Source organism: Streptomyces sp. NBC_00090 (genome assembly GCF_045160815.1).
GTDB lineage: Bacteria > Actinomycetota > Actinomycetes > Streptomycetales > Streptomycetaceae > Streptomyces.
In genome coordinates this window covers 2205514-2232126 of sequence record NZ_CP108224.1, presented here as the reverse complement: position 1 = coordinate 2232126, position 26613 = coordinate 2205514, and the positions used below count along the sequence as shown (strand labels likewise).

The 26613-nt window shown below is 73.9% G+C and carries 22 protein-coding genes; 8 read left to right on the top strand and 14 right to left on the bottom strand.

Annotation, left to right across the window (positions count from 1 at the left end):
• Positions 1–63 precede the first annotated feature (63 nt).
• The gene (locus OG361_RS09845) at positions 64–282 is read left to right on the top strand and encodes a hypothetical protein (protein WP_384570229.1); all 219 of its coding nucleotides are present in this window, start codon (positions 64–66) and stop codon (positions 280–282) included.
• Here the strand turns inward: OG361_RS09845 and dapA are convergent.
• The 3 genes from dapA to OG361_RS09830 all read right to left on the bottom strand — a co-directional run bounded on the left by dapA (position 261) and on the right by OG361_RS09830 (position 3718).
• Complete coding sequence (dapA, locus tag OG361_RS09840) at positions 261–1145, bottom strand: 4-hydroxy-tetrahydrodipicolinate synthase (RefSeq protein WP_405852978.1); 885 nt, start codon at positions 1143–1145, stop codon at positions 261–263. The two genes, OG361_RS09845 and dapA, sit on opposite strands and share 22 nt — an antisense overlap.
• Before the next feature lie 137 nt (positions 1146–1282).
• On the bottom strand, positions 1283–1726 hold the full coding sequence (locus OG361_RS09835; RefSeq protein ID WP_405852977.1) for a GNAT family N-acetyltransferase: 444 nt from the start codon (positions 1724–1726) through the stop codon (positions 1283–1285).
• Between the two features lie 153 nt (positions 1727–1879).
• Positions 1880–3718 carry an endonuclease/exonuclease/phosphatase family protein gene (locus tag OG361_RS09830; RefSeq protein WP_405852975.1) on the bottom strand — a complete coding sequence of 613 codons (1839 nt, stop codon included), beginning with the start codon at positions 3716–3718 and terminating at the stop codon, positions 1880–1882.
• Positions 3719–3946: 228 nt separating this feature from the next.
• On the opposite strand from OG361_RS09830, the gene OG361_RS09825 reads away from it, so the two are divergent.
• The 4 genes from OG361_RS09825 (at position 3947) to OG361_RS09810 (ending at position 8998) form a co-directional block, all read left to right on the top strand.
• Entirely contained in the window at positions 3947–5431 is a 1485-nt protein-coding gene (locus tag OG361_RS09825) for a hypothetical protein (RefSeq protein WP_405852973.1), read from the top strand.
• Between the two features lie 178 nt (positions 5432–5609).
• Positions 5610–7058, top strand: coding sequence for an alkaline phosphatase PhoX (locus tag OG361_RS09820; protein ID WP_405852972.1), 1449 nt, complete (start codon positions 5610–5612; stop codon positions 7056–7058).
• Between the two features lie 116 nt (positions 7059–7174).
• Positions 7175–7930, top strand: coding sequence for a GntR family transcriptional regulator (locus OG361_RS09815; protein WP_405852971.1), 756 nt, complete (start codon positions 7175–7177; stop codon positions 7928–7930).
• Between the two features lie 48 nt (positions 7931–7978).
• Entirely contained in the window at positions 7979–8998 is a 1020-nt protein-coding gene (locus OG361_RS09810) for a 1-aminocyclopropane-1-carboxylate deaminase (RefSeq protein ID WP_405852970.1), read from the top strand.
• Positions 8999–9046: 48 nt separating this feature from the next.
• Here the strand turns inward: OG361_RS09810 and OG361_RS09805 are convergent, their stop codons facing one another.
• Both OG361_RS09805 and OG361_RS09800 read right to left on the bottom strand, forming a co-directional pair.
• Positions 9047–10276: a TerD family protein gene (locus tag OG361_RS09805; RefSeq protein WP_405852969.1), complete on the bottom strand. Its 1230-nt coding sequence runs from the start codon at positions 10274–10276 to the stop codon at positions 9047–9049.
• Between the two features lie 36 nt (positions 10277–10312).
• Complete coding sequence (locus OG361_RS09800) at positions 10313–10552, bottom strand: hypothetical protein (protein WP_384570203.1); 240 nt, start codon at positions 10550–10552, stop codon at positions 10313–10315.
• 54 nt (positions 10553–10606) lie between these two features.
• On the opposite strand from OG361_RS09800, the gene OG361_RS09795 reads away from it, so the two are divergent.
• The gene (locus tag OG361_RS09795) at positions 10607–11584 is read left to right on the top strand and encodes an AraC family transcriptional regulator (RefSeq protein WP_405852967.1); all 978 of its coding nucleotides are present in this window, start codon (positions 10607–10609) and stop codon (positions 11582–11584) included.
• 305 nt (positions 11585–11889) lie between these two features.
• Here the strand turns inward: OG361_RS09795 and OG361_RS09790 are convergent, their stop codons facing one another.
• Positions 11890–12699, bottom strand: a complete 810-nt coding sequence (locus OG361_RS09790) for an NAD-dependent epimerase/dehydratase family protein (RefSeq protein ID WP_405852965.1) — start codon at positions 12697–12699, stop codon at positions 11890–11892.
• A gap of 241 nt (positions 12700–12940) precedes the next feature.
• Here OG361_RS09790 and OG361_RS09785 point away from each other — a divergent pair, with 241 nt between their 5' ends.
• Complete coding sequence (locus OG361_RS09785; RefSeq protein ID WP_405852963.1) at positions 12941–13873, top strand: 5-dehydro-4-deoxyglucarate dehydratase; 933 nt, start codon at positions 12941–12943, stop codon at positions 13871–13873.
• A gap of 92 nt (positions 13874–13965) precedes the next feature.
• Positions 13966–15099: a hypothetical protein gene (locus tag OG361_RS09780; RefSeq protein ID WP_405862171.1), complete on the top strand. Its 1134-nt coding sequence runs from the start codon at positions 13966–13968 to the stop codon at positions 15097–15099.
• A 46-nt stretch (positions 15100–15145) separates the two neighbouring features.
• Here the strand turns inward: OG361_RS09780 and OG361_RS09775 are convergent, their stop codons facing one another.
• The 8 genes from OG361_RS09775 to OG361_RS09740 all read right to left on the bottom strand — a co-directional run bounded on the left by OG361_RS09775 (position 15146) and on the right by OG361_RS09740 (position 26549).
• Complete coding sequence (locus OG361_RS09775; protein ID WP_405852962.1) at positions 15146–17881, bottom strand: SpoIIE family protein phosphatase; 2736 nt, start codon at positions 17879–17881, stop codon at positions 15146–15148.
• Positions 17878–19950, bottom strand: a complete 2073-nt coding sequence (locus OG361_RS09770) for a SpoIIE family protein phosphatase (protein ID WP_405852961.1) — start codon at positions 19948–19950, stop codon at positions 17878–17880. The genes OG361_RS09775 and OG361_RS09770 overlap by 4 nt, the downstream gene beginning before the upstream one ends.
• Before the next feature lie 29 nt (positions 19951–19979).
• A complete protein-coding gene (locus OG361_RS09765) occupies positions 19980–21374 on the bottom strand; it encodes an MFS transporter (RefSeq protein ID WP_405852960.1) in 1395 nt (464 codons plus the stop codon).
• 109 nt (positions 21375–21483) lie between these two features.
• Positions 21484–21867, bottom strand: coding sequence for a hypothetical protein (locus OG361_RS09760; RefSeq protein ID WP_405862169.1), 384 nt, complete (start codon positions 21865–21867; stop codon positions 21484–21486).
• A gap of 165 nt (positions 21868–22032) precedes the next feature.
• Positions 22033–23481, bottom strand: coding sequence for a peptidoglycan D,D-transpeptidase FtsI family protein (locus OG361_RS09755; protein WP_405852958.1), 1449 nt, complete (start codon positions 23479–23481; stop codon positions 22033–22035).
• Positions 23482–23641: 160 nt separating this feature from the next.
• Complete coding sequence (locus OG361_RS09750; protein WP_405862167.1) at positions 23642–24256, bottom strand: response regulator; 615 nt, start codon at positions 24254–24256, stop codon at positions 23642–23644.
• Between the two features lie 50 nt (positions 24257–24306).
• Positions 24307–25557, bottom strand: coding sequence for a sensor histidine kinase (locus OG361_RS09745; RefSeq protein WP_405852956.1), 1251 nt, complete (start codon positions 25555–25557; stop codon positions 24307–24309).
• A complete protein-coding gene (locus OG361_RS09740) occupies positions 25554–26549 on the bottom strand; it encodes a hypothetical protein (RefSeq protein ID WP_405852955.1) in 996 nt (331 codons plus the stop codon). The genes OG361_RS09745 and OG361_RS09740 overlap by 4 nt, the downstream gene beginning before the upstream one ends.
• Positions 26550–26613 lie beyond the last annotated feature (64 nt).

Genomic DNA, 26613 nt, shown 5'->3' with positions numbered 1-26613 from the left:
ATGCGGTGACTCTGCGTTAACAGAACGCAGAGTCACTGTACGCAGACAAGGCGAGGAGTCGACATGAGGACGAAGCCCACGATCGCCGGAGTGCTCACGGCGGTGGCGGTGCTGCTGCCGGCCGGTACCGCCCAGGCGGACGAGACGCACACGCACAACGGACCGACCGTCACGAACGGACCCAGCCTCTCGCTCCACACCGGGCAGATCGACGACCCGCTGGAGGACGTCCTGGAGCACGCGGCGATCCTGGGCCGGACCTACACGACCGACTCCGCCTGAAGCAGCGCTTCCAGCGCGGTACGCAGCCCGTCGACCGTCTCCCGGTCGGCGGGCTGCAGTGGTTCCCGGACCGGCCCGCCGAGCAGCGCCTTGGCGGTGACCGTGCCCGGCAGGCCCGAGGCCATCATCAGCTCGGCGAGCGGCAGCGTCAGGGCGTTGAGCCGGGCCGCCCCCGCGGTGTCCCCGGCGTCGAAGGCGTCGAGGGCCGCGCGCAGCTGACGGGGCACCACGTTCGCCACCGTACTGACGTAGCCGGCGCCGCCGACCGCGTACAGCGGCAGGTTCGTCTCCTCGCAGCCCGAGTAGTACGCGAGCGAGGTCTCCGCGATCAGCCGGGTCGAGGCCAGGAGGTCGTACGAACAGTCCTTCACCGCCACGATCCGCGGGTGCTCGGCGAGGCGCCGCATCGTCGCCGGCTCGATCCGGGTCCCGGTGCGGCCCGGGATGTCGTAGACCATCACCGGAAGGCCGGTCCCGTCCGCGACCTTGAGGAAGTGCGCCTCGACGGCCGACTGCTGCGGACGGCTGTAGTACGGGGTGACGACGAGCAGTCCGTCGGCGCCCGCCTCCTCGGCCTGCCGGGCCAGCTCCACCGTGTGCCGGGTGTCGGCCGTGCCGACGCCCGTGAGGAGCGACGGGCCCGGACCCACCGCCGCCCGGACGGCCCGGACCAGGGCGGCCTTCTCGGCGTCGGAGGTGGTCGGGGACTCGCCCGTCGTACCGCTGAGGACGAGTCCGTCACAGCCCTCCGCGACCAGGTGCGCGGCCAGCTCGCCCGCCCGGTCGAGGTCGAGCTCGCCGGAGGGGGAGAACGGCGTGATCATGGCGCAGAGTGCGCGGCCGAAAGGGCGTTCAGTGCTCATCCGGAAAGTCTGTGCGCGCATGTCCGTGAAGGTCCACTTATTTCTTCTTGGCCGGAGAATTCAGTTCTGCTGAACGATGGCCGTCCGGTGTGATCGGCGGGCGCGACAGGGGGCATGGAGAGCACTACGGCATGAGCTCAGAGGGGCAGCTTGAAGCCGTCGTGGCTGCGCGCGAAGCCCAGCGAGGCGTAGAAGCGGTGGGCATCCGTCCGTCGCTTGTCGCTGGTCAGCTGGACGAGCGCGCAGCCGCGCTCGCGCGCCCGCGCCACGGCCCGCTCCATCAGGTCCCGCCCGAGACCGCCGCCCCGCCGGTCGGCCCTGATCCGTACCGCCTCGATCAGGGCCCGCTCGGCGCCTCCCTTGCCCAGGCCCGGAATGTACGTGGCCTGGAGGCAGCCCAGGACGAGTTCGCCGTCCACGAGGACCAGCAGCTCGTTGCGCGGGTCGCCCGCGATGTCCGCGAAGGCCCGCTCGTACGCCTCGGTGACGACCACCGAGCCGGGGTCCACGACCTTCTCCTCGTCGGCGAGCAGGGCGAGGACGGCGGGCAGTTCGGTGCGGGTGGCGGGGCGAAGGATCACGACGCCGAGTCTCGCAGGACTTCGTGCGGACCCACGTCTCCACCGACGGCACCCGCGTCCTCGACCCGCTTCCCCGGGTCCGTCCGCAGCCCGGTGCGGCGGTACACGCCCGCGCCGGGTCTCGGCGCGGGCGTGTACCGGGGGTGGGTTCGCTTACGGGCGGAAGCGCAGCACCTGCGGGTCGTGGTCGCTGTCCTGGTCGGCGAACTCCGCGTTGATGTGCACGCTGTCGTACTCGAAGTGGTGCACGCCGGGGCTCGTCAGGATCTGGTCGAGGACCTGGCTGTTGCCCTGGTAGACGTACGAGTAGCGCTCGCCGCGCGGCAGCGACTTCACCGCCGGGTACAGCGCGCCGCCGTCCGTCAGCGCCTGCGTCGTCCCGGAGAACTCGAAGTCGTTGATGTCGCCGACGACCAGCACGTCGGCCTGCTTCTCGACGGCGATGATCTCCTTCACGAAGGCGTTGACGGCCTGCGCCTGGAGCAGTCGCTTCGCCTCGGAGGAACGGTTCGGCGGCTGGTGGTGGGAGACGATGGACTCGTCTCCGCCCTTCGAGCCGAAGTGGTTGGCGATCACGAAGACCGTCCGGCCGCGGAAGACGAACTCGCCCGCGAGCGGCTTGCGGCTGCTCTCCCAGGCGGTGTTCGCCGGGTCGATCCGGCCGGGGGAGAGGGTCAGCGCGGCGTGGCCCTTCTCGCCCGTCACCGTGGTGGCGGTGGTGGCGTCGCCGCCCGTGCGGTCCGTGAAGGAGACCCGCTCGGGGTTGAAGAGGAAGACCTGACGGATGTTGCCGCCGGGCTCGCCGCCGTCCTTGTTGTTCTCCGGGTCGACGGAGCGCCACTCGTACGCCGGGCCGCCGGCCGCCACGATCGCGTCCGTGAACTTCTTCACCGTCTGGTCGGCGGCGACCGTGCCGTCGTTCTTGGCGCCGTTGTTGTCCTGGATCTCCTCCAGGGCGATGACGTCGGGCGAGGCGAGGTTCTCGACGACCGCCTTCGCGAGCGCGTCGAACTTCTCCTGCGGGTCGCTCGGGTCGAGGTTCTCGACGTTGTACGTGGCCACGGCCAGCTCGTTCTTGTGCTGCTTGTCCGTGGTCTCGCGCTCCAGGCCGAAGTCCTCGACCGTGCCCAGGGTCCGCGCGGTCAGCGTGTAGCCGCCGAACTGGTTGAAGTCGAGCGGGCCCTCGGTCGTGCCGGTCAGCCGGTCGCCCACGTTCGCCTTCGGGAAGGGCTGCTGGGCGAGCGGGGTCAGGGACTGGATCTGGAGCCGGCCGGTGTTCTGGGACTCGTACGAGCCGTAGACCGTGCCGCCGCGCCAGTTGCGGTTCTCGAACGGCTTCACCGTCACCCACAGCTCCGCGTACGGGTCGGTGGCGCCGACCACCCGCGAGGAGCCGATCCGGACGTTGGTGCCCTCCAGGGACTCGTAGTAGTCCAGGGCGTACGTCTCCGGGTCCAGCGTCAGGCCGTTGACCGAGCCGCCCGCGGCCGGGTCGCCCTCGGGCGCGTACGCGTCCGGGACGGACCAGGCGGAGATCGTCACCGGGGCCGGGACCGGGTTGCCCTTCGAGACCACCGTGACGACCGGCTTCGAGAGCTGGGTCAGGGACTGGTTGCCGGAGTTCAGGCCGCCCGGGACGTACTCGGTGACGGTGCCGTTCAGGCTGACCGCGTCGCCGACGGCGACGGTCGGGACCGAACTGGTGAAGACGAACAGGCCCTCGCTGGTGGCCGGGTTCGCGTCGCCCTCGGTGTCCTGGATCCAGAAGCCGCGCGAGCCGTAGGTGCGGACGCCGGTGACGATGCCCGTGACGCCGGTGACCTGCTTGCCCACGAGGGGGGACACGCGGGTCGTGCCCTGGATGTCGTGGATGCGGACGCCGGCGGCGCTGTCCTCGGCGGCGGCGCTCGACGAGCCGGCGAGCAGCCCGGCGGCGAGTGCGGCGGCGACGACGGCGGAGACGGCGGCGAATCTCGGTATGGAGGAAGGCATCAGGGACTCCGGGGGGTGCTTGGAGGATCGGCAGATGAATCTACGCGCGTCAATCTCTTGTGAGAGTGGGGAACTTGTCAAGAGTCGACGGGTGTACGAAGGCTGACGGATCCGTGAACCGGCGGACGTGGGCCCGGATGCGTCTACGCTGAGTACCGCTCTTTCGCCTCACCCCCGCCACTTCACCCGCCCCCCGTCACACCCGTTCGCGTCGAGGAGACAGCCCACATGTCAGCGGAGCAGCCCACCCTTCCCCCCGTTCGGCTTCCCGCGGACGCGGAGCTGGCGCGGGACGCCCTGGCCGCCCCCCTCCTCGCCCGTGCCGTACGGCTCGCCCGCTGGGCCGGGCCCGAGACCCGGGTCGGCACGGGCGGCGAGCTCGTCGACGAGCAACTCCCGGACGCCGTGGACGTCCTGGACCTCCTCGTGACGACGGACGGCGAGGACGCCGAGGCCGTCGAGGAAGCCGTCGAGGAGGCCGAGATCCTGGCGGGCGACGCCTGGCGGCTCGCGGTCGACACCGGCCTCGTCGAGGTCGAGGACGGGGCGGACGACGACACCCCCGGCGGTGCCGCGCCCGGCGAGAACCTGGCGCTGATCACGGCCGGTTCCCCCCAGGACGTCCTCGGGCTCTGGCTGGACGGCTTCGACGCGGTCTTCGCCGACGCCGTCGCCCCCGTCCTCGACGACCTGGACGCGATCGTCGGCGAGAACGGCGAGATCGACTTCGAGTCGCTCGAATGGGACCCGGAGGCGGAGGCCGAGTTCCTTGAGGGCGTACTCGGCAACCTCTACCTGCTGACCGTCAGCGAGGGCGGAGCCGGCGAAGGGCCCGTGCCGCTGCCCGCGCTCGCCGCGTCGATGGTCGTCCCCGACGACATGGGCGAGCCCACCGACGACGTCCTGGAGCAGGTCTCGGACGCGATGATGCGGCTCGACGAGCAGTTCCGGCTCCTTGAGCCGCTCGGACTCGTCGAGTACCAGCCCGTCGACGAGGCCCTGATGGCCGAGGAGGGCGAGGAGCCCGCACCGCCGGTCGACGACGAGGACGTCACGCGGTACGGCATGGTCCGGCTCACCCCGCTCGGGCTCTACGGCGTCCGGGCCCGGATGCTGGAGGCCGGCGTGGACGCGCCCGCCGTCGGAGACCTCGCCGAGAAGGGCGCCGACGCACTGCTCGGCGGGATCGCCGGCTACCCGGAGTCCGCCGCGCGCGCCGAGACCGCCGGCTGGCTCGCCGGCCGCGACGCGGTGACCGCGGCACGGGAGCTGCTGCACGCGGCCCGGGGCGCCGACGCGGGCTCGCCGCTCCGCCGCCTCCACTGCCAGCAGGCGCTCTCCCTCGTGGGCGCGGAGGCGGAACCCGCGGTCCGGGAGGTCCTCGACGACGCGGAGCTCGGCGGCCTGGCGCGGGTCTGGCTCGCGGAGCGGGGCGCGGCGGACGTGCCCGCGCCGCCGGAGTCGATGATCTTCTGGCTGGCGATCGACACGATCGCGGCGCAGCTCGACGCGGACGGTGACCTGCAGGAGCTCCAGGAGCTGATCGAGGGCCTCACGGGCCGCCACAGCGGCTTCTTCGAGGCGGCGTGGCGGGTGGAGCACCCGGCGACGGCGGAGGTCCTGGAGGCGATGGGCCGGCTGCACCGGGACAAGACGGCGGCGAAGGAGGCCCGCAAGTCGGCCTTCAAGGCCCGTTCGCGGCAGGGCTCCTGACCGCCCAGGACCCCGGGCTCCTTCCGCCGGCGCCCCCGCACCCGAGCGGCCGACGTCCGTCGGCCGGCTCCCGATCCCGTGTTGCCCGGCGGGCGTTCCCGCGCCGTTCAGCTGGTGTTCGTGGGGGCACGGGAGGGTGACCGGCGAGATCCGGCCGTCACAGGGAGACCCGCACACCATGCCTCTCAACCGCAGAGAGTTCACCAAGCAGTCCGCAGTCGCCGGTGCGGGGCTCGCCCTCACCGGCGTCGTCGGCGCTCTCGCCACCGCGCCCGAGGCGCTCGCCTCCGACGAGCCGGAGGCGTACGGGGCCGGTGACGGCCAGGGGCACGGCAACGGGCACGGCCACGGCCACGCGCTCGGGTACGGGCCGCTCGTCGCCGACGCCGAGGGGGTCCTCGCCCTGCCGGCGGGGTTCTCGTACCGCGTCATCACGCACAGCGGTGTCACCCGCCTGGAGAGCGGCGAGTTCACGCCGTCCAACCACGACGGCACCGCGGCCTTCGCCGGCCCGCGCGGCACCACGTACCTGGTCAACAACCACGAGCTCAAGGGCGCCCGATCCAAGTGGGCGCACCCGGTCCCGCTCACCGAGGGCCTCGTCTACGACCCGGCCGCCGCCGGCGGCTGCACCGTCGTCGAGGTCCACCGCGACGGCACCGTCGCCGAGTGGGTCGGCATCGCCGGCACCTCCACCAACTGCGCGGGCGGCAGCACCTCCTGGGGCACCTGGCTGACCGGCGAGGAGAACTCCGACCGCGCCGGCGTCAACGGCATGACCAAGGACCACGGGTACGTCTTCGAGGTCGACCCGCGCGACCGGCGCGCCAACCGCGACCCGAAGCCGATCAAGGCCTTCGGCCGGTACGACCACGAGGCCGTCGTCATCGACCCCCGGCGCGGCCACGCCTACCTCACCGAGGACGCCTCCAACCCCAACGGGCTGCTCTTCCGCTGGGTGCCGCCGAAGGGCTTCGAGCACGGCCGCGGCAAGCTCCGTACCCTCGCCGACGACGCCGGCGTCCTCCAGGCCGCCAAGTGCATCGACTCCTCGGGCCGCTTCGTGGACGACCTCTCCCGGGCGAGCCGGATCGGCACCGTCTACGGCGTGGACTGGGTCGACGTCCCCGACCGGGACGGCCGCACCACGTCCGTCCGCAAGCAGTTCACGGACGGCCAGGTCACCCGCGCCCGCAAGCTGGAGGGCATGTGGTGGGCCGACGGCGGTGCCTACGTCGTCTCCTCCTACGCCCGCGAGGAGAGCCCCGGCGCCGCGCACGACGGCCAGGTCTGGTTCTACGACCCCAAGCGCCGCACCCTCACCCTCAAGGTGCTGCTCGGCGTGAACGCGGCCCCCGACGAGGACGGCGCCTACGACGGCCCCGACAACATCACCGTCTCGCCGTACGGCGGTATCGTCATCGCCGAGGACGGCGAGGGCGTCCAGCACCTCTTCGGCGCCACCGACTCCGGCCGTACGTACCCGATCGCCCGCAACGACCTCAACGGGAGCGAGTTCACCGGCGTCTGCTTCTCGCCCGACGGCGACACGCTGTTCGCCAGCATCCAGGACCCGGGCATCCTCGTCGCGATCACCGGCCCCTGGCGCCGCCAGCCCCGCCGCTGAGCCACCGGACGGGCCCCACCGGACGGGCCCCCACCGGGGCTGCCCTTCCGGCCCGTCCGGGACTGCCCTTCTGACCCCTGGTCAGCTCCATGGACTGACATCTAACATGTCAGTCCATGGACGCATTACAGCCCGTGGGCCGGACCCTGCTGCGCGACCGCGCGTACGAGGCGCTGCGCGAGGCCATCGTGCGCGGCGACCTCGCCCCCGGCGCCGCGCTCAAGGACGCCGACCTCGCCGACGCGCTGGGGCTCTCCCGCGCACCCGTGCGCGAGGCCCTGGCCCGGCTCTGCGACGAGGGGCTCGTCGAGACCAAGCCGCAGAGCTACACCCGGGTCACCCGGCCGGTCAGCCGCGTGGTCCGCGACGCCGCGTCGGTCGTACGCGTGATGCACGAACTCGCCGCCCGCACCGGCGTGCCGCTGCTCGGCCCCGACGGGGTCCGGGCCATGCGCGAGGCCAACCAGCGCTTCTCCGAAGCCGTCCGCGCCAACGACGTGGAGGCCGCCCTGCGCGCCGACGACGAGCTCCACCAGGTCCTCGTCGTCGCCAGCGGCAACCACGCGGCCGCCGCCACCATCGCCCGCTACACCCCGCTGATCCGCCGCGTCGAGCGACGGCTCTTCGGCGACGCCGGGAGCTGCGGATCGGCCGAGCTGCACGCCCGGCTGATCGACGCGTGCGCGAGCGGGGACGCGGAGGCGGCCGTACGGATCACCACGGAGATCTGGGCGGCGCTCGAACAGCTCGCGGACGAGGCCGTCGAGGTGGCCGAGGTCACCGGCATCCCGGCCCCCGAGGTCACCGGCATTTCGGTCCCCGAGGTCATCGGCATTTCGGTCCCCGCGGTCACGGCGTCCACCGTCCCGTAAGCGCGTCCAGGACCGCCGACCAGCAGCCCTCATCCACCGGGAGCAGCCTTGCCGATCAACGACTTCGACCGCTACCCGCTCCTCTTCGGACCCTCCCCGGTCCACCCCCTCGAACGGCTCACCCACCACCTCGGCGGGGCCACGCTCTGGGCCAAGCGCGAGGACTGCAACTCCGGTGTCGCGTACGGCGGGAACAAGACCCGCAAGCTGGAGTACCTGGTCGCCGACGCCCTCGCCCAGGGCTGCGACACCCTCGTCTCGATCGGCGGGGTCCAGTCCAACCACACCCGCCAGGTCGCCGCCGTCGCCGCCCGCGCCGGACTGCGCTGCGTCCTCGTGCAGGAGAGCTGGGTCGACTGGCCGGACCCCGTCTACGACAAGGTCGGCAACATCCTGATCAGCCGCCTCGCCGGCGCCGACGTGCGCCTCGTGCGGGCGGGCTTCGGCATCGGCTTCAAGGAGAGCTGGGAGCAGGCCCTGCGGGAGGTCGAGGAGGCGGGCGGCAAGCCGTACGCGATCCCGGCGGGCGCCTCCGACCACCGGCTCGGCGGTCTCGGCTTCGCGAACTGGGCGTACGAGGTGGCCGAGCAGGAGCGCGAGCTCGGCGTCTTCTTCGACACCGTGGTGGTCTGCTCGGTGACCGGCTCCACCCAGGCCGGCATGGTCGCGGGCTTCGCCGCACTGGCGGAGGAGGGCGGACCGGCCCGCCGGATCGTCGGCATCGACGCCTCGGCGAAGCCCGGTCCGACGCACGAGCAGATCACCCGGATCGCCCGGGACACCGCCGCCCTCATCGGTGTCGAGCGCGAGGTGACGGCGGCCGACGTCGAGCTGGACGAGCGCTACCACGCCGGGGTGTACGGCCTCCCGGACGAGGCCACCCTCGACGCGATGCGGCTCGCCGCCCGCACCGAGGGCATGGTCACCGACCCCGTGTACGAGGGGAAGTCGATGGCGGGCATGGTCGACCTGGTGGAGCGGGGCGAGATCGGCCGGGACTCGACCGTGCTCTACGCCCACCTCGGCGGCCAGCCCGCCCTCAACGCCTACAGCGCCCTGTTCTCGTAAGGGCGGGGGGAGCTGAGGGCGGGGGAGCCGGGCGGGGGAGCTCGCCGCTCAGAGCGACTGGGCGGCCGGCTTCACCATGCCCCGGACCGTCCGCGACTTCACGAACTCGCCCATCGCCGTCATCTCCCACTCGCCGGTGAACTGCTTGATCAGCTTGGCCATCATCACGCCGGTCTGCGGCTCGGCGGTGGTCAGGTCGAAGCGGACCAGCTCCTCGCCGGTCGCGGCGTCCATCAGCCGGCAGTAGGCCTTGGCGACCTCGGTGAACTTCTGCCCGGAGAAGGAGTTGACCGTGAACACCAGGCCGGTGGCGTCGGCGGGCAGCCGGCCGAGGTCGACGACGATCACCTCGTCGTCGCCCGCGCCCTCACCCGTGAGGTTGTCGCCGGAGTGCTTGATCGACCCGTTGAGGATCGACAGCTTGCCGAAGTAGCAGCTGTCCAGGTGGTTGCGCTGCGGCCCGTACGCGATGACGGAGGCGTCCAGGTCGATGTCCTTGCCCCGGTACGCGGGCTCCCAGCCGAGGCCCATCTTGACCTGGGAGAGCAGCGGCCGGCCGCCCTTGACCAGGGAGACGGTCTGGTTCTTCTGGAGGCTGACCCGGCCCTTGTCGAGGTTGATCTTGCCGGTGGGGGCGGGGGCGGCGGGGGGAGCGGACGGTGCCGGGGTCGACGAGGCCGCGATCCGCGGGTCCACGGGAGCCGCGGCGGGCGGCGCCGGGGGGACCGGCGGCGCGACGGGGGCGGCGGCGACGGGCGTCGGGGCGGCGGCGGGCTCGTCGTCCACGGAGACGCCGAAGTCCGTCGCGATGCCGGCCAGCCCGTTCGCGTACCCCTGGCCCACGGCGCGGGCCTTCCACGCGCCGTTGCGCAGATAGATCTCGACGACCACCAGGGCGGTCTCGGTGGCCAGCTGCGGCGGGGTGAAGGTGGCGAGGACGGTGCCGTCGTCCGCGTTGCGAAGGGTCGCCGTGGGCTCGACGCCCTGGAAGGTCTGGCCCGCGGCGTCGGGGCTCGCCGTGACGACGATCCTCTCGATGCCGGCCGGGAGCGCGCCCGTGTCCACCACGATCGCGTCGGGCGCGGTGCCGCCGCCCGAGCGGTAGGTGACACCGGGCCCGGCGGGCTGGTTGTAGAAGATGAAGTCGTCGTCCGAGCGCACCTTGCCGTTGGCGCCGAGCAGCAGGCCCGAGACGTCGAGCCGCACCGGGGCGGCGACGTCCACCGCCACGCGCGCGGCGGTGAGAGGGATGTTCGAGCCGGGGGTCATAGCGGTCATGCCAGGGGTAACGATCCGGACGGCTTTGCCGTTCCCTTACCCTCGCCCGGTTCGGCCACCTTGGTTACGCGGATGGTTCCTGGCCTGCCGTTCGTTGCCGAAGCGGTACGCGCCCGTCCAGCGGGCCATGACCAGCTGGGCGTCCCCCGACTCCACCTCCGCGAGGAACTTCTCGGCGCGGCCGCCGCGCAGCACACCCGCGGCGCGCCCGTGGTGGGTGAGGGCGACGGAGCCGTCACGGCGCCGCTCGTACGTGAATCCCTGGGGTCTCGGCATGGCGGGCATCCTGCCGTTCCCGGTCAGATCCGTCATATGAATATTCTTTCGGCCATGGGTGCAGTGGGTGGGGTTTCGTTCCGCACGGGGGACGTCGACGAGGCGCGTGAGGAGCTCGACGCGCGCTACTACGCGAACCGGATGGACGTCGTCGAACGGCAGCGGAGACCCTTCGAGGCGCGCTTCGACACCGTCGGGCTCGGGCCGCTGGTCATCGGGGACCTCAGCTGCGGGGCCGACGTGCGGATGAGCTTCGGCGAGCTCGGCGCCTACCACCTGAACGCGCCGCTGAGCGGAACGATGGAGATGCGCCAGGGCGGCGGCCCCCCGGTCGTCGCGACGGCCACCGAGGCGCTGCTGCTCGACCCGGCGGGGGACACCTTCCTGGACCGCTGGAGCGGAGACTGCCGGACCCTGTCCGTGAAGGTCGGGGCGGCCGAGCTGCGCGACCGCCTGGAGCGGCTGCTCGGCCGGCCGGTGAGCGGCCCGCTCACCTTCGCGCCCCGGCTGGACATCTCGCGCGGCCCCGGCCTGAGCTGGGTCCGCTTCGCCCGCCAGGTCGCCTACGAGGCGCTCGCGGGGGAGGGGCTCGCCCAGCACGAGCTGGTCGCGCGGCCCCTCCAGGAGGCGCTGCTCAACGGGCTGCTCCTGGCCGCCGAGCACCCCTGGCGCGAGGCGCTCGCCCACCCGGGGGAGGCGCGCCGCCCGGCCCCGGTCAAGCGGGCGATGGACGCGGTGCGGGAGCGCCCCGAGCACCCGTTCACGACCACCGAACTCGCGGTCCTCGCCCGGGTGAGCGTGCGCCGCCTCCAGGAGTCCTTCCGGGAGTACGTGGGGATGTCGCCGATGGCGTACGTACGGGAGGTCCGCCTCGACCGGGTCCGCGAGGAGCTGCGGGCGGCCGCGCCGGACGAGGTGAGCGTGAGCGAGGTGGCCTGGCGCTGGGGCTTCGCCCACCAGGGCAGGTTCGCGGCGCGCTACCGGGAGAAGTTCGGCGAGTCCCCGTCCCGCACCCTGCGGGCGGGCGGGTGAGCGGGTCTGTGAGCGGCCGCGCGCGTGACGCGTGCCGGTGCTCGCGTCCGGTGCGCGCGGTCTCGTGCTTCCGTGCGCCAACCCGTCGCGCAATCCGGACAGACACCGCGTTCCGCGGCTCGCGATGATCTTCGTCCGCGCCTACCGTGGACTCGTCCGGTCTGCCAGCGCGCACCCGTGACCCGGGCCCCGGCCGGCTCCCCCGTACTAAGTCCGGCCGGGTCCTGCGCAGCCCTGCCCGGGCCGACCGGCCGGACGCCCGCTCCGTCCGGCCGGGGCAGTTCTGTCGTGGCGGTCCGACCGGGTCAGTGCGGCCAGCGCGGCGGGTCCACGCAGAAGTGGCCGCCCAGGTAGAGATCGTCGGCGCTGCCCTCCTCCGGGAGGCCCCGGTCCGCGATCAGCTTCTCCGCGTAGACCTCCGAGTCGTCCCGCGGGTCGTAGCCGAGCGCGCGGGCCGTGGAGAGGTCCCACCAGAGCCGCGTGTTGGCGGAGGAGCCGTACGCCACGGTGTGGCCCACGGACCCGGCGGTGAGCGAGGCGTGCAGGAGGCGGGCGCAGTCCCCGGGGCTGAGCCACATGGAGAGCATCCGCACCGAGGTGGGCTCGGGGAAGCAGGAGCCGATGCGCACGGAGACCGTCTCGATGCCGTGCAGGTCCCAGTAGAGCTGGGCCAGGTCCTCGCCGAAGCACTTGGAGAGGCCGTAGAAGGTGTCGGGGCGGTGCGGGGTGTCGACCGGGACGACCGGCTCGCCCTCGCGCGGGCGGCGGGTGAACCCGACGGCGTGGTTGCTGGAGGCGAGGACCACGCGCCGGACGCCCTCCTCGCGGGCGGCCTCGTAGAGGTTGTACGTCCCGGCGATGTTGGCGGCCATGATCTTCTCGAAGTCGGCCTCCAGGGAGATGCCCGCCAGATGCACGATCGCGTCGACGCCCCGGACCGCCTCGCGCAGCGCCGTGCGGTCCGCGAGGTCGGCGACGATCGCGTCCGGCGCGCCCTGCACGGGGGCGACGTCCAGGAGGCGGAGCTCGTAGCCGTACGGGGGCAACAGCTCCCGCATCAGCGTGCCGACGCCGCCGGCGGCGCCGGTGAGCAGGACGGTGCGGGGTGCGGACATGGAGTGGTTCTCCTCCGTCGAGTGCCATGGAGCTGAGCGCTGTTCACAACCGTGGACACGGTAGGGAGCGGGTCGATGGAGCGTCAAGAGTGTGCGATGCGGCGTGTTCCCTCCTTGACCGGCCCTTCCGCGCTGTTCTAGCGTGCAGCACGTCGGTGTTCAAGAATATGGATGACAGTCAGAACCGTGCACGACCGTGCATGGTGGTGGCTGTACGCGACGGACTTCCCTGGGAGCGCCCGTGACCACTGCCCCGCTCGCCGGCCGGCTCGACGGCCTGCTCTTCTTTCCCGTCACCGCCTTCGGGCCGGACGACTCCCTCGACCTCGACGCCTTCCGCGCCCACGTCCGGGCCGGCGTCGACGCGGGCGCCGCGGCCGTGTTCGCCTGCTGTGGCACGGGCGAGTTCCACGCACTCACCCCCGAGGAGTTCCGGGTCTGCGTCGCCGCCGCCGTCGAGGAGACCGCCGGCCGCGTCCCCGTCGTCGCCGGAGCCGGCTACGGCACCGCGCTCGCGATCCAGTACGCGCGACTCGCCGAGGAGGCCGGCGCCGACGGACTCCTCGCCATGCCCCCGTACCTCGTCGTGGCCGACCAGGCGGGGCTGCTCCGCCACTACACCGAGCTCGCCGCGGCCACCTCGCTCGACGTGATCGTCTACCAGCGAGACAACGCGATCCTCACCCCCGGGACCGCCGTCGCCCTCGCCCGCACCGACGGGATCATCGGGCTCAAGGACGGCCTCGGCGACCTCGACCTCATGCAGCGCATCGTCAGCGCCGTCCGCACCGAGGGCCTCGACCTGCTCTACTTCAACGGCCTGCCGACCGCCGAGCTCACCTGCGCGGCCTACCGGGGCATCGGCGTCACCCTCTACTCCTCCGCCGTCTTCTGCTTCGCGCCCGACCTCGCCCTCGCCTTCCACCGCGCCCTCGCCACCGGCGACGACACCACCGTGGACCTGCTCGTCGACGGCTTCTACCGGCCGCTCGTCGAGCTCCGCGGCCAGGGCCGGGGGTACGCCGTCTCGCTCGTCAAGGCGGCGGTACGGATGGGGGGACTGGAGGTCGGAGAGGTACGGCCGCCGCTGAGCGAGCCCGCCCCCGAACACCTCGCGGAACTCGCCCTGCTCATCGAGCGCGGCCGGGCCCTCCTGAAGGAGGCGGGGGCGTGAGCGGGAGCGCGGAAGGCCGGGGCGTGAGCGGGAGCGTGGCAGGGCAGGGCGCGGAGACCCCGGGCGCCGGCGGGAGCGCGGAGGCCCGGAGCCTGCGGGCCGGGGTCTTCCTCTACCCCTGGGACGTCGACGGCGATCCCGCCGCGCCCGGACTCCTCGCTGAACTGGGCGTCGCGCAGGTCACGCTCGCCGCCGCCTACCACTCCACCCGGGCGCTCAGCCCCCGCCACCCGGCCCACCGGATCGTCACCGCCGAGCACGCCGCCGTGCTCTACCCGCCGGACCCGGACCGCTGGGCGGGCCGCGCGCTCCGCCCGTACCCGGCGGGGGAGTGGGCCCCAGGCGATTCCTACGGCCGGGCCGCCGAGGCCCTCGCCGGCACCGGACTCGACGTCCACAGCTGGGTCGCCCTCGCCCACAACTCCCGCCTCGGCGCCGAACACCCCGAGACCTCCGTCGTCAACGCGTACGGCGACCGCTACCCCTGGGCCCCCTGCGTCGCCCGCCCCGACGTCCGCGCCCTCCTCGTCGACCTGGCGGCCGAGGCCGCCGTACGCCCCGGCGCGGCCGGCACCGAACTGGAGTCCTGCGGCTGGTACGGCCTCGCCCACCTGCACGCCCACGACAAGACCTCCGGGATCCCGCTCGGTGACCGCGAGCAGTACCTGATGTCCCTCTGCTTCTGCCCCTCCTGCCGCGAGGGGTACGGGAACGGGGGCGCCGACCCCGACGAACTGGCCGCCGCCGTCCGCCGGGCCCTGGAACCCGTCTGGGCCGGTTCCGGCCCGGCGGGCGGGCTCGGCGACCTGGAGGCCCCCGCCCTGGCCTGGCGCGCCGGGACCGCCCGCTCCTTCCAGGAGGCCGCCGTGGCGGCCGTACGGGCCGCCGCCCCGCCCGGCTTCCGCGTCCTGCTGCACGCCGACCCGGACCCGTACCGCTGCGGCGCCGACGCCGGCACGGACCCGGCACACGTCCTGGCCCTCGCGGACGGCGTGGTCGCCCGCCCCCCGAAGGTCGCCGCCTTCGCGTCCCACGCCCGCCCCGACACGGTCGTCGCCGCCAACCTGTCCGTCGTCACCGGCATGGGGGGCGCCCCCGAGCACCTGGCCCGCGACGCCGAACGGGCCCGCGAGGCGGGCGCGACCGAGCTGCGGCTCTACCACGCGGGACTGGCCTCGGACGGTGACCTGGACGCGGTCCGCACGGCCCTGCGGAAGCTGGGTTAGGGAGGTGGGCCAGGGGGTGTCGTGGGACACCCCCTGGGGACGGCCCTCACCAGGCCAGATCCTCCAGCGCGTCCAGATCCGGCACGGCCACCGCCTGCGGCGCCTCCCCGGCGTCGTCCACCCGCAGCTCGGCCCAGATCGTCTTGCCGCGCCGGCCGTACCGCGTGCCCCAGCGCTCCGCGTACTGCGCCACCAGGTACAGCCCGCGCCCGCCCTCGTCGGTGATCGCCGCGTGCCGCAGGTGCGGGGACGTGCTGCTGCCGTCCGAGACCTCGCAGATCAGCGCCCGGTCGTGGAGCAGCCGCACCCGCACCGGATCGGCCCCGTACCGCACCGCGTTCGTGATCAGCTCGCTGAGGACCAGCTCCGCGTTGAACGCGAGCCCGTCGAGCCCCCAGTCCGCCAGCTTCTCCGCCGCCGCGTTCCGCACCGGCGCGACCGCCGACGGATCGCGCGCCACCTCCCACTCCGCGATCCGCTCCCGGTCGAGCAGCCGGGTCCGCGCCACGAGCAGCGCGATGTCATCGCGCGGCGAGGGCGACAGCAGCGTCGCCAGCACGTCCGCGCAGGTCTGCTCCGGGCTCCGGTCCGGGCGCGCCAGCGTGGACCGCAACAGGGTGAGACCCGTGTCCAGGTCCCGGTCCCGGTCCTCCAGGAGCCCGTCCGTGAAGAGCACCAGCTTGCTTCCCTCCGGCAGCCACAGCTCCGTCGTCTCGAACGGCACGTCGCCGAGACCGAGACCCAGCGGCAGCCCCGGCGACAGCTCGGGGAACTCGACCCGGCCGTCCGGACCCACCAGCGCCGGACCGGGGTGCCCCGCGCTCGCCACCGTGCACCGCCCGGAAGCCGGGTCGTAGATCGCGTACAGACAGGTCGCGCCCGTGATGCCCTCGTCCCGCCGACGCCCGTCGACCTCCGGGCCCTCCGCGTCCCGGTGGTCGATCCGGCCCGTCAGCTCGTCGAGGTGCCCGAGGAGCTCGTCCGGGGGCACGTCGAGCGTCGAGAAGTTGTGCACGGCCGTGCGCAGCCGCCCCATCGTGGCCGCCGCGTGCAGCCCGTGCCCCACCACGTCGCCCACCACCAGCGCCACCCGCGCCCCCGGCAGCGGGATCACGTCGAACCAGTCGCCGCCCACCCCCGCCTTCGCCGGGAGATAGCGGTACGAGACGTCCACCGCGCTCTGCTCCGGCAGCACCCGGGGCAGCAGGCTCCGCTGGAGCGTCACCGCCATCGCGTGCTCCCGCGTGAACCGGCGCGCGTTGTCGATCGCCACCGCGGCCCGCGCCGCCAGCTCCTCCGCGAACGACAGGTCCTCCTCCCCGAAGGGCTCCGGGGTGTCCGCCCGCCAGAAGTTGGCCATGCCGAGGACCACCCCGCGGGCCAGCAGCGGCACGGTGAGCAGCGAGTGCATCCCGTACGCGAGCGCCTGCGCCGCGCCCTCCGGGTCCTGCGCCCGCCAGCCCTTCGCCGAGGCCAGCTCCATCTCCACCGCGTGCCCCGCCGACAGGGCCGTCGCCATCGGGGCGCCGGCCACCTCGAAGCGGATCGTGTCCCCGACCGGCTGGAGCGGCTGGTCGGGCCGCAGCCCGCTCAGCGCCGTCCGCCGCATCTCCGTCATCTCCGCCGTCGCCTGCGGGGGCTCCTCCCCGCGCAGCACCGGTTCGAGCAGCTCCACCGTCGTGAAGTCCGCGAACCGCGGCACCGCCACCTCCGCCAGCTCCTCCGCGGTCCTCACGACCTCCAGCGTCGTCCCGATCCGCACCCCCGCCTCGTACAGCAACTGGAGCCGGCCGCGGGCCACCGCCGCCCGGCCGGTCACGGCGGCCAGCTCGGTGGTGTCCCGCATCGTCATGACGCATCCGGACTCGTCGTTGTCGGGGAGCGTGGGGCGCACGCTCACCGCGAGCAGCCGGTCGCCCGCCGGGTGCACCTCGTCCGTGGCCGACCGCCCCGACGTGAGGAGTTCGACCGTACGGGGGTCGAGGCCGAGCTCCGAGACGTGCAGCCGCTCCGCCTCCGCCGACAGACCGAGCAGCCGGCGCGCCTCGTCGTTGGCGAGCAGCAGCCGGTGGTCGGGGCCCACGATCAGGACCCCTTCGCGCACGGCGTGCAGGACCGCCTCGTGGTGCTCCTTCATCCGGGTCATCTCGGCCGGGCCGAGGCCGTGCGTCTGCCGCCGCAGCCGCCGGCTCACCAGACCCGCCCCGCCCACGGCGAGCACCAGCGCGCCCGCCGCGGCGCCGGCGAGCAGCGGCAGCCGCCCCTGCACCGCGTCCGAGATGCTCTGCACCTCGATGCCGCTGCTGACCAGGCCGACGATCCGGCCCTGCTCGTTCACGACCGGGACCACGGCCCGTACCGCGTCGTTCGGCGCGCCCCGGAAGAGCTCGGTGAAGGACTCGCCGTCCACCGTCGCGCGCGTGAGGTCCCCGGTCGCCGTGCGGCCGATCAGCTCCGGCTCCGAGTCGGTGTACCGCACCCCGGCCGGGCTCAGGACCGCGATGAAGTCGACGCCGGTCGCCCGGCGGGTGGCCTCGGCCCGGTTCTGGAGCGCCGCCGTCGGATCGGGGGACGTGAGCGCGTCGTCGACGCCCGGGGCGTTCGCGAAGGCCTCGGCGACCGCGAGCGAACGGATCCGGGCGTCCCGCTCGGTGTCCCGCTGCGCCTGGTGGAAGATGACGAAGACCGCCGCCGCGATCACCAGGAGGGCGATCAACGCCTCCAGGGCGAACACCTGACCGGCTACGCTCCGCAGCCCCGTCCTGCGGTCCCGGGCCGTCATCCCGTGCTCCGGGCGATGAGCAGGGCCACGTCGTCCTGCGCACCGGGCCGCCGCAGCGCCCGGAGCAGCAGGTCGCAGGTCTCCTCCAGGGGCCCCCGCGCCTTGTCGAGCAGGCCCACGAGCACCGCGAGCCGGTCGTCGATCGCCGCGTCACGGGTCTCGACCAGACCGTCCGTGTAGAGCACGAGCGTGTCCCCGGGGCGGAAGGGGACCCGGGCCGTCCGGAAGGTGCCGCCGCCCACGCCCAGCGGCACTCCCGTCGAGAGCCGCACCAGCTCGGCCGGCCCGTCCGCCGGGACCCGCACGGGCGGCAGATGGCCCGCGTTCGCGATCCGGCACCTGCCCCGGTGCGGGTCGTGCACGGCGAAGAGACAGGTCGCGATGTAGTGCTCAAGACCCGCCGTGATCCGGTCCAGATGCCGCAGGACCTGGGCCGGCTGGAGGTCGAGGTCCGCGAACGCGATGGTCGCCGTGCGCAGCCGCCCCATCGTCGCCGCCGCGTCGATCCCGCTGCCCATCACGTCCCCGACGACGAGCGCCGTCTTGTCGTCCGGGAGCGGGATCACGTCGTACCAGTCGCCGCCGACCTCGCTCGACGCCTGCGCCGGCTGGTAGCGGACCGCGACCTCGAGGCCCGGCCGCTCCGGCGGCGTGCCCGGCAGGAGACTGCGCTGGAGCGTCACCGCCGAGTTCCGCATGCTCTGGTACCAGCGCGCGTTGTCGATGCTCACCGCCGCCCGGGCCGCGAGCTCCGTCGCGAGCAGCACGTCGTCCCCGTCGAAGGGGAGCGGATTGCGGTCCCGCTTGAGGTCGAGCGCGCCGAGCACCTCGCCGCGCGCGATCAGCGGGACCGCCAGGTACGAGTGCACCCCGGCCCGCCCGAGGAGCTCCGCCGCCTCGGGACTGCGGGCGATCCGGGACAGGTCGCCGGGGCCGATGTGCTCCACCAGGACCGGCCGACCGGTGTGCACACAGCGGGTGACCAGCCGGTCCGCCCCGTACATCGCGACCGCCCCGGGCGGGTCCGCGGCCGGCAGCGCCTCCGTCGGGCCCGAGGCCTTCACCGCGAGCGCGCGGAACAGCTCGGGGCCCTCCACCTCCACGGGGGCACCGGGCCTGCGCAGTGCCAGGACGGAGTCGAGGACGTCGACGGCCGCGATGTCCGCGAGCTCCGGCACCACGACCCCGGCCAGCTCGGCGGCCGTCCGGTCCACCTCCAGGGTGGTGCCGACCCGGGTCGAGGCGTCCGCGACGAGCGCGAGCCGCCGCCGGGACCGGTCCGCCTCGGTGTCCGCGTCGTGCCGCTCGGTCACGTCGATCACCGAGGCCGCGACCCCCAGGACCCGGCCCTCGGCCCCCTCCAGTCGGTAGAAGGACACCGACCAGGCGTGTTCGCGGTCCGGGTCCGCGGGGGTCCGTCCCACCGTCTGGTGGTTGAGCAGCGGCTCACCCGTGGCGAGGACCGTGCGCAGCGCCGCCTCCAGCGCCTCGCCGTCGACCCGCGGCAGCATGTCGCCGACCCGCCGGCCGAGGTGCAGCGCGGCCGGGACGCCGTTGATCCGTTCCAGGGCCGGGTTCACGAGGACGTAGCGCAGCGCGGTGTCCAGGACGGCGAGACCGATCGGGGACTGGGAGACCAGCCGGTCGGAGAGGGCGAGCTCCGTCTCGACGCGCTCGACGACGGAGCGGTCGGCGGCGATCCCCAGCGCGTACAGACCGCCGAGGTCGTCGGTGAGCCGCATGTTGCGGAACTCCACGTCCCGGGTGGTGCCGTCCTTGTGCCGTACGGGGAAGATGCCCGCCCAGGTCGAGCCGCCGCGCAGCACCTCGCCGAAGAGGCGAATCGCCTCCTCGCGGTGCTCCGCGCCGACGATCAGGCGGGCTATGTACCGGCCGAGGGCCTCGTCCGCGCGGTAGCCGAAGAGGTTCTCCGCCTGCGGACTCCACAGCACGATACGGCCGCGTCCGTCGATGACGACGGCCGCGACCCCGAGGACGTCGAGGAGCCCTTTGCCGTCGAACGGCACACCGGCCCGCCCCACCGTCCCCGGGAAGGAACCTGCCGTCACACTGCCCTCCTCCCGCCGCGCTGAGCGCCTTACTCCATGCTCCCCGCCCCCCGCCCGCCCCGCACCGCGAGCTCCGCGCCCGTGTCCGTCTCCCCGCCCGGTCCCGTGGCTCCGCCCGGATCCCTGTCCCCGCCCGGGCCCGTGGCTCGGCCCGGGTCGCCCGGTTCCGTGGCCGCGCCCGGCTCCGTGGCTCGGCCCGGGTCGCCCGGATCCCTGTCCCCGCCCGGCTCCATGGCCGCGCCCGGATCGCCCGGTTCCGTGGCCGCGCCCGCGCCCGTGCGGCGGCTACGGATCGCGAGCCCGGCCGCCCAAGCCGTCCCCGCCACCGCGAGGACCGGCAGCAGGACCCGGACGTCGATCACCGCGACCAGCCCGGCGCCGAGTGCCAGGGCGAGCGCGTTCGGGGCGAGGACCAGGGTGTTCGCGGTCGCCGCGACCCGGCCCAGCGCCTCCGCCGGAGCCTCCCGCTGGACCGCCGTCACGGTGGCGACGAGGACCCACGGCAGCCCCAGCCCGATCACCGCGCTCGCCGCCAGGGCCGTCGCCTCGTACGGCAGCGCCCGCACCCCCACCGCCACCGCGAACAGCGCGAGGCCGACGGCGGCGACGGCCCGCTCCGGGACCTTCCGCAGCAGGGGGCCCGCGACGAGGCCCGCGAGGACCGAACCCGCGCCCTGGACCGCGTACAGCACACCGGCGTACGCGGGGTCGTGCCCGAGCCCCCGGTCCACCACGGCGTAGATCGCCGCCCCGTTCATCCCGGCGAGCAGCATCGTGAACGCGCCCGTCGCCACCAGCGGCCGCAGCACCGACGAGCCCCGCAGCAGCCGTACGCCCTCGGCCGTCTCCCGCCACCAGTGCCGGTCCGCGGACCGGACGGGGCGGGCCTCCCGGACCGGCATCAGCGCGAACACCGCCGCCGCGACGGCGAAGCTCGCCGCGTCCAGGAGGGCGACCGGGCCGCCCCCGTACCGGGCGAAGAGCCCCGCCGCCACCAGCGGGGCGATCAGCTTCATCGACTCGTTCGCCGTCATCCGCAGCCCGTTCAGGGTGCCGAGCCGCCGCTCGTCGAGCGCCGTCGCCACGAGCGCCTGCTCGGCGGCCTCGTGGACGGTCCCCTGCGTCCCGTACAGCACGAGCACCGCGAAGAGCAGCCACACCCGGTCCGCCGACTCCACCCACAGGAGCAGCGGCAGCAGGAGCGCCATCGCCGCGTTCAGGGCGACGAGGAGCGGCCGCCGGCGCACCCGGTCGGCGAGCGTGCCGAGCAGCGGCCCGAGGAGGACGGGCGCCCACAGGGCGAAGGCGGCGAGCGCCGCCAGACTGTCCGACCCGGTCAGGGACTTCACCCAGATTCCGGAGACCAGCCACATGGCCGTCGTCCCGAATCCGGACACGACGATGCCTGTCAGATACCAACGCATGGACGCAGCCTGACCTCTGAGGAGGCCCCCGCGGATCGGTCACCTGCCTTAGGGAGGGCATGTCCGGCGGGGTGAGGGACCGGACGTGGAGGGAGGCGTCCCGGCGGGCTCAGCCGCGCTCGCCGCCCCGCTTCTCGTACCGCAGCGCCGCCCCCGTCACCACCGCGCCCAGCCCCTCCCACAGGCCCACCCCGAGGAAGCCGGCCGGGGCGCGGCCGGTGACGACCGCGAGGGTGAAGACCGCGCAGGTGAGGAGCCGGAAGGGAACCGTCCAGCGGAAGAAGGGCTTCCAGTCGGCGAGCGCGGCGAGGACGTAGTAGACGCCCATGTTGAGCGCCGCCATCGAGGAGGCCGTGAGGAAGACGAGGGTGTGGTCGCCGTCCGCCCGCCCGCCCTCGGGGACCGGCCGGAAGCCCATGACCGTGAGCAGGGCGTCAGGGGCGACCAGGCCCACCACGCCGAGCGCGGCGGCGAGCACGCCGAAGACCGCCATGGTCCAGCCGGACAGGGAACGGGGCAGGCGCACGGCGGTCCTCCGCGAGGTCGTAGCTCAGGGCGTGACGCGAGTCGTGACGTGACTCGAATACGTGCTCGGACGTGAGCGTGACCTTGCATATCGCGTGCCGGGGGCCCAGAGCCAATCGGGCCCCCGGACGCGTCACTTCAGCGCCGCCGCCATCATCTTCTGCGCCACCGGAGCGGCCAGGCCGTTGCCGCTGACCTCGGAGCGGGCCGCGCCCGAGTCCTCGATCACCACCGCGACGGCGACCTGCTTCCCGGTCGTCGGGTCCTTCGCGTAGGAGGTGAACCAGGCGTACGGCGTCTTGCTGTTGTTCTCGCCGTGCTGCGCCGTGCCCGTCTTGCCGCCGACCTCGGCCCCGGCGATCGCGGCGTTGGTGCCGGTGCCCTTGTCCACGACCGTCCGCATGGCGCTGCGCAGCTGCTCCGCCGTCGAGGAGGAGACGACCCGCGTGGTGTCCCCGTCCTCGTAGGTGGTCAGGGCGTCGCCGTCGGAGTCGACGACCTCCGAGACCATGTGCGGGGCCGCCAGGAGGCCGTCGGCGGCGATCGCCGCCGACACCATGGCCATCTGGAGCGGGGTGGCGGTCACGTCGAACTGGCCGATGCCGGTGAGCGCCGTCTGCGCCTTGTCCATGCCGGAGGGGTACACGCTCGGGTAGGCGCGGACCGGGACGTCGAGCTCGTCGTCGTTGAAGCCGAACTTCTCCGCCATCGCCTTCACCTTGTCCTGCCCCAGGTCGGCGGCCATCTTGGCGAAGACGTTGTTGCAGGAGTACTGGAGCGCGGTGCGGATCGTGGCGTTCTCGCAGGGCGCCGAGGCGTTCTCGTTCTTCAGGACGGTCCGGGTGTTCGGCAGCGTGTACGGGTCGGGGCTCTTCGTCGCCGTGTCCACCGAGCCGTACAGGCCGTCCTCCAGGGCCGCCGCCGCGACGACCAGCTTGAAGGTGGAGCCGGGCGGGAGCGGCTGGCGCAGGGCCCGGTTGACCATCGGCTTGTCCTCGTCGGTGGTCAGCTCCTTCCAGGCGGCACCGTCGGTCGTCCCGGCGATCTTCGACGGGTCGTAGGACGGGGTGGAGACCATGCCCAGGATCCGGCCGGTGGCGGGGTCGACGGCGACGGCCGCGCCCTTCGTGTCGCCGAGCGCCTCGTAGGCGGCCTTCTGCACGTCCGGGTCGATCGTGGTGACGACCGTGCCCGGCTCCTGCTGCTTGCGCGTGACGGCGTCGACCGGGTTCTTCAGCCGGTCGTCGGTGCCGTCGAGGACGCTGTCGTAGATGCCCTCCAGCTGCGTCGCGCCGTACGCCTGCGAGCTGTAACCGGTGACCGCCGCGTAGAGCTCGCCGTCCGTGTACGTGCGCTTGTACGCGAGATCGCCTCCTTCCGTCCTCTTCGAGCCGGTGACCGGCGAGCCGGCCACGACGATGTTGCCGAGCGGCTGCGCGTACTGCGCGATGGTCTTCCGCCGGTTCTTCGAGTCGTCCGCGAGCGCCTTGCCTTCGTACGCCTGTACCCAGGTGGCCCGGCCCAGCAGGGCGAGCACCAGGACCAGGACGAAGACCGACGTGTGCCTGATCGTCTTGTTCATCGCACTTGGGGGGACGAACGGGCCGGTGGGGGACGTTCCGGATGTGGTCCGTTTCTCAGTGAACCTTCATCTCGGCGGGAGGCGCGCCGGACAGGGGGCGGCGACCGTTCGGCCGGGGCCGACCCCGTCCGTCCCGGTACTCAGCCCGCCCGCCCGGTACTCAGCCCGCCCGCACGAACCCCGACTCGTACGACAGGATCACCGCCTGCGTCCGGTCCCGGGCGCCCAGTTTCGCCAGGACCGCCGCCACGTGGGACTTGACCGTCGCCGGGCCGACGCCGATCCGCTCGGCGATCTCGGCGTTCGTCAGGCCCGTCGCCATCTGCCGCAGCACCTCCGCCTCCCGCTCGGTGAGCCGCGCCACCCAGGGCGCCGCCGCCGGAGCGCGCCGGGCGTGCTCGGCGGCCAGGCCCCGGACCGCCGCCGGGTAGAGCAGCGAGTCGCTCCGCGCGACCAGCCGGACCGCGCCCACCAGCTCCTCCGCCGCCGCCCGCTTCAGCAGGAACCCGGCCGCGCCCACGCGCAGCGCGTCGTACACGTAGGAGTCGTTCTCGAAGGTCGTCACGACCACGATCCGGGGCGGCTCCGCCATCCCCGCGAGGATCTGCTCGGTGGCCTGGATCCCGTCGATCTCCGGCATCCGCACGTCCATCAGCACCACGTCCGGCAGCGTCGCCCGCACCACCGACACCGCCTCGGCGCCGGTGGCGGCCTCGCCGACGACCTCCAGGTCGGGCTCGGCGTCCAGGATGACCCGCAGGGCCGTCCGCACCATCCGCTCGTCGTCGGCGAGCACCACCCGAATCGCCGTGCGAACCCCCGCGCTCACCGCGGGATCCTGACCGCGAGGCGCCACACGCCGTCCACCGGACCCGCCTCGGCGGTGCCGCCGACCAGCCGGGCCCGTTCGCCGATCCCGCGCAGGCCGCGCCCGCCGTGCGGGCGGGCGACCGGGGGCCGCTCGGGCAGGGGGTTCTCCATGGTGATCTCCAACTCCTCGGTACGGGCGTCGAGCCGTACGGTGACGGGCGTGCCGCCCGCGTGCCGGGCCGCGTTCGTCAGCCCTTCCTGGACGATCCGGTACGCCTCCCGCGACAGCGCCTCCGGTACGGGGTCGAGGGCCCCGTTCACGGTCAGCGCCACCCGCGGTCCGGCGCCGCGCACGAGGGCGTCCAGGGCGTCGAGCCCCGGCCCGGGGCCCGGCGCCGCCCCGACCGCCTCCTCACCCTGCCGCAGCAGGCCGAGGACCCAGTCCAGCTCCCCGACCGTGCGCCGGGTGGTCTCCTCGATCGCGGTGAGCGCCTCCCGGACGAAGTCCAGGTCGGCCGGGTCGCCGGTGCCGAGGACCCGGCGCGCCGCGCCCGCCTGGAGGGTGACCGCGCTCAGGGCGTGGCCGACCGAGTCGTGCAGCTCGCGGGCGAGCCGGTTGCGCGACTCGGCCTCCGCCGCGCGCCGCTCGGCCGCCACGAGCCGGTCCGCCGGGCTCGGCCCGAGCAGCCGGGGCGCCAGACCGGCGAGCAGCGCCCCGGCCGCGGCGGCACCGGCGGCGAGCGCCAGCAGCATGAGCAGGCCCGCCGGGAGCGCCGCCCAGACCCACCAGGCCCGGTCGAGCCCCCAGTACCGGCCGAGCTCCGACTCCCGGAGCGCCGACGAGAAGGGCAGGGCCATCACGGACACGGCGAACGGCGGCAGGGCCAGGGACGCCCCGCTGACCAGCGCCCCCGCGCCCACGTGCAGGACGAACCAGCCGGCCGTCCGGGCCTTCGCGTCCCGGCCGCGGGCCGGGCCGTCCGCGAACCGGTCCGCCGCCACCCCGCACAGCGCCCTCGCCACCGCCACCGACATCGGCCGGGCCAGCGGGAACAGCGCGGTGACCGCGGCGAGCGGCAGCCCGACCGCGTACGCCCCGAACTGCACGGTGAGACTGCCCGCGAACATGCCCGGCGAGTCGAGGAAGACCCCGAGGACGACGGTGCCGACCAGCCAGTACGGCATGAACAGGGCGCCGCCCAGGATCAGATGGACCCAGCGCAGCCTGGCGCGCTGCCCGAACAGGGCGGCCGCGCACCGCCTCACGCCTCGGCGCTCCGCCGCCGCAGGAAGACGGCCACGCACGCGGCCAGCAGGAACCCGGTGATCATCTCGCCAGCGTAGGACAGCTGTGCGAGGCCCGTGACCTGCTTGGCCGGATCGGTCTCCGGCATCAGGGCGACCAGCGACATGTACGCGCCCCAGCAGCCCGCCGCGCCGGTGGAGACCCAGGCCAGGGCGAGGACGGGCCGCACCCCGAGCCGCGCGGGCCGCCGCAGGACGAGGACGAGGGTGAAGACGACGGCGGCGACGAGGAAGGCGAGCTGGATGGCGCTCAGGACGTAGAAGTCGGCGTCCCGTTCGGCGGCCCGCTGGGCGGAGAGACCCCTGGCCGAGCCGGAGAGCCAGATCAGCTGGACCGCGGCGGGGAGGAGCGCGGTCACCGCGCCGGCCAGGGCGACGGCCCGTACGCCGGGCCCGGAGACGCGTGCGGCGACCTCGCCGAGCCGGCCGCGCCAGACACGGCCCCAGCGGTCCCGCGCGTAGAGGACGAAGAGGGTGCCGAGGGCGAGGCCCTGGAGGATGAAGCCCCCGTAGACGACGGCGAAGACCCAGCCGTCCAGGAAGGGTTCGCTGGGGGCGGCCGCCCGATCGTCACCGGTGAGGAGCGCGACCGCGAGCTGCGCCGGGTACCCGGCCATGATCGGGGCGAGGAGTCCGGTCGCCGCCCACATGGGGAAGGCGAGCAGCCAGGCCCGTACCCGGAGGCCCCACGCCTGGGTGAGCAGCAGGGCGAGGACGATGACGGCGGCGTCGGCGAGGACCGAGAGCGAGTTGGCGACGGCCAGCAGCGTCCGGTGCTCCAGGAGCACGCTCCCGGCCGGGATGCCGATCTCGCCGCCCGCCACCCAGACGACCTTGAGCGAGATGTACGGGAGGCAGGCGAGGATCGCGAGGACGCGCAGCACCCGGCGGAGGACGGTGGGACGGTACGCGGCGGAGGGCGCCGGTGTGAGGGAGTGCGCGGTCGATGTCATGGCTCCACGCTCCCGCGCGGGGCACCGGTGCCACGTCCTGCCGTGTGGTGAACCGTCTCCGCCG

What these genes read in the sequence shown, in the direction of transcription:
- OG361_RS09845 (WP_384570229.1), top strand. Translation starts at nt 64, where the DNA reads ATGAGGACGAAGCCCACGATCGCCGGAGTGCTCACGGCGGTGGCGGTG.
- dapA (WP_405852978.1), bottom strand. Translation starts at nt 1,145, where the DNA reads ATGAGCACTGAACGCCCTTTCGGCCGCGCACTCTGCGCCATGATCACG.
- OG361_RS09830 (WP_405852975.1), bottom strand. Translation starts at nt 3,718, where the DNA reads ATGCCTTCCTCCATACCGAGATTCGCCGCCGTCTCCGCCGTCGTCGCC.
- OG361_RS09825 (WP_405852973.1), top strand. Translation starts at nt 3,947, where the DNA reads ATGTCAGCGGAGCAGCCCACCCTTCCCCCCGTTCGGCTTCCCGCGGAC.
- OG361_RS09820 (WP_405852972.1), top strand. Translation starts at nt 5,610, where the DNA reads ATGCCTCTCAACCGCAGAGAGTTCACCAAGCAGTCCGCAGTCGCCGGT.
- OG361_RS09815 (WP_405852971.1), top strand. Translation starts at nt 7,175, where the DNA reads ATGGACGCATTACAGCCCGTGGGCCGGACCCTGCTGCGCGACCGCGCG.
- OG361_RS09805 (WP_405852969.1), bottom strand. Translation starts at nt 10,276, where the DNA reads ATGACCGCTATGACCCCCGGCTCGAACATCCCTCTCACCGCCGCGCGC.
- OG361_RS09800 (WP_384570203.1), bottom strand. Translation starts at nt 10,552, where the DNA reads ATGCCGAGACCCCAGGGATTCACGTACGAGCGGCGCCGTGACGGCTCC.
- OG361_RS09795 (WP_405852967.1), top strand. Translation starts at nt 10,607, where the DNA reads ATGGGTGCAGTGGGTGGGGTTTCGTTCCGCACGGGGGACGTCGACGAG.
- OG361_RS09790 (WP_405852965.1), bottom strand. Translation starts at nt 12,699, where the DNA reads ATGTCCGCACCCCGCACCGTCCTGCTCACCGGCGCCGCCGGCGGCGTC.
- OG361_RS09775 (WP_405852962.1), bottom strand. Translation starts at nt 17,881, where the DNA reads ATGACGGCCCGGGACCGCAGGACGGGGCTGCGGAGCGTAGCCGGTCAG.
- OG361_RS09765 (WP_405852960.1), bottom strand. Translation starts at nt 21,374, where the DNA reads ATGCGTTGGTATCTGACAGGCATCGTCGTGTCCGGATTCGGGACGACG.
- OG361_RS09760 (WP_405862169.1), bottom strand. Translation starts at nt 21,867, where the DNA reads ATGGCGGTCTTCGGCGTGCTCGCCGCCGCGCTCGGCGTGGTGGGCCTG.
- OG361_RS09755 (WP_405852958.1), bottom strand. Translation starts at nt 23,481, where the DNA reads ATGAACAAGACGATCAGGCACACGTCGGTCTTCGTCCTGGTCCTGGTG.
- OG361_RS09750 (WP_405862167.1), bottom strand. Translation starts at nt 24,256, where the DNA reads ATGGTGCGGACGGCCCTGCGGGTCATCCTGGACGCCGAGCCCGACCTG.
- OG361_RS09740 (WP_405852955.1), bottom strand. Translation starts at nt 26,549, where the DNA reads ATGACATCGACCGCGCACTCCCTCACACCGGCGCCCTCCGCCGCGTAC.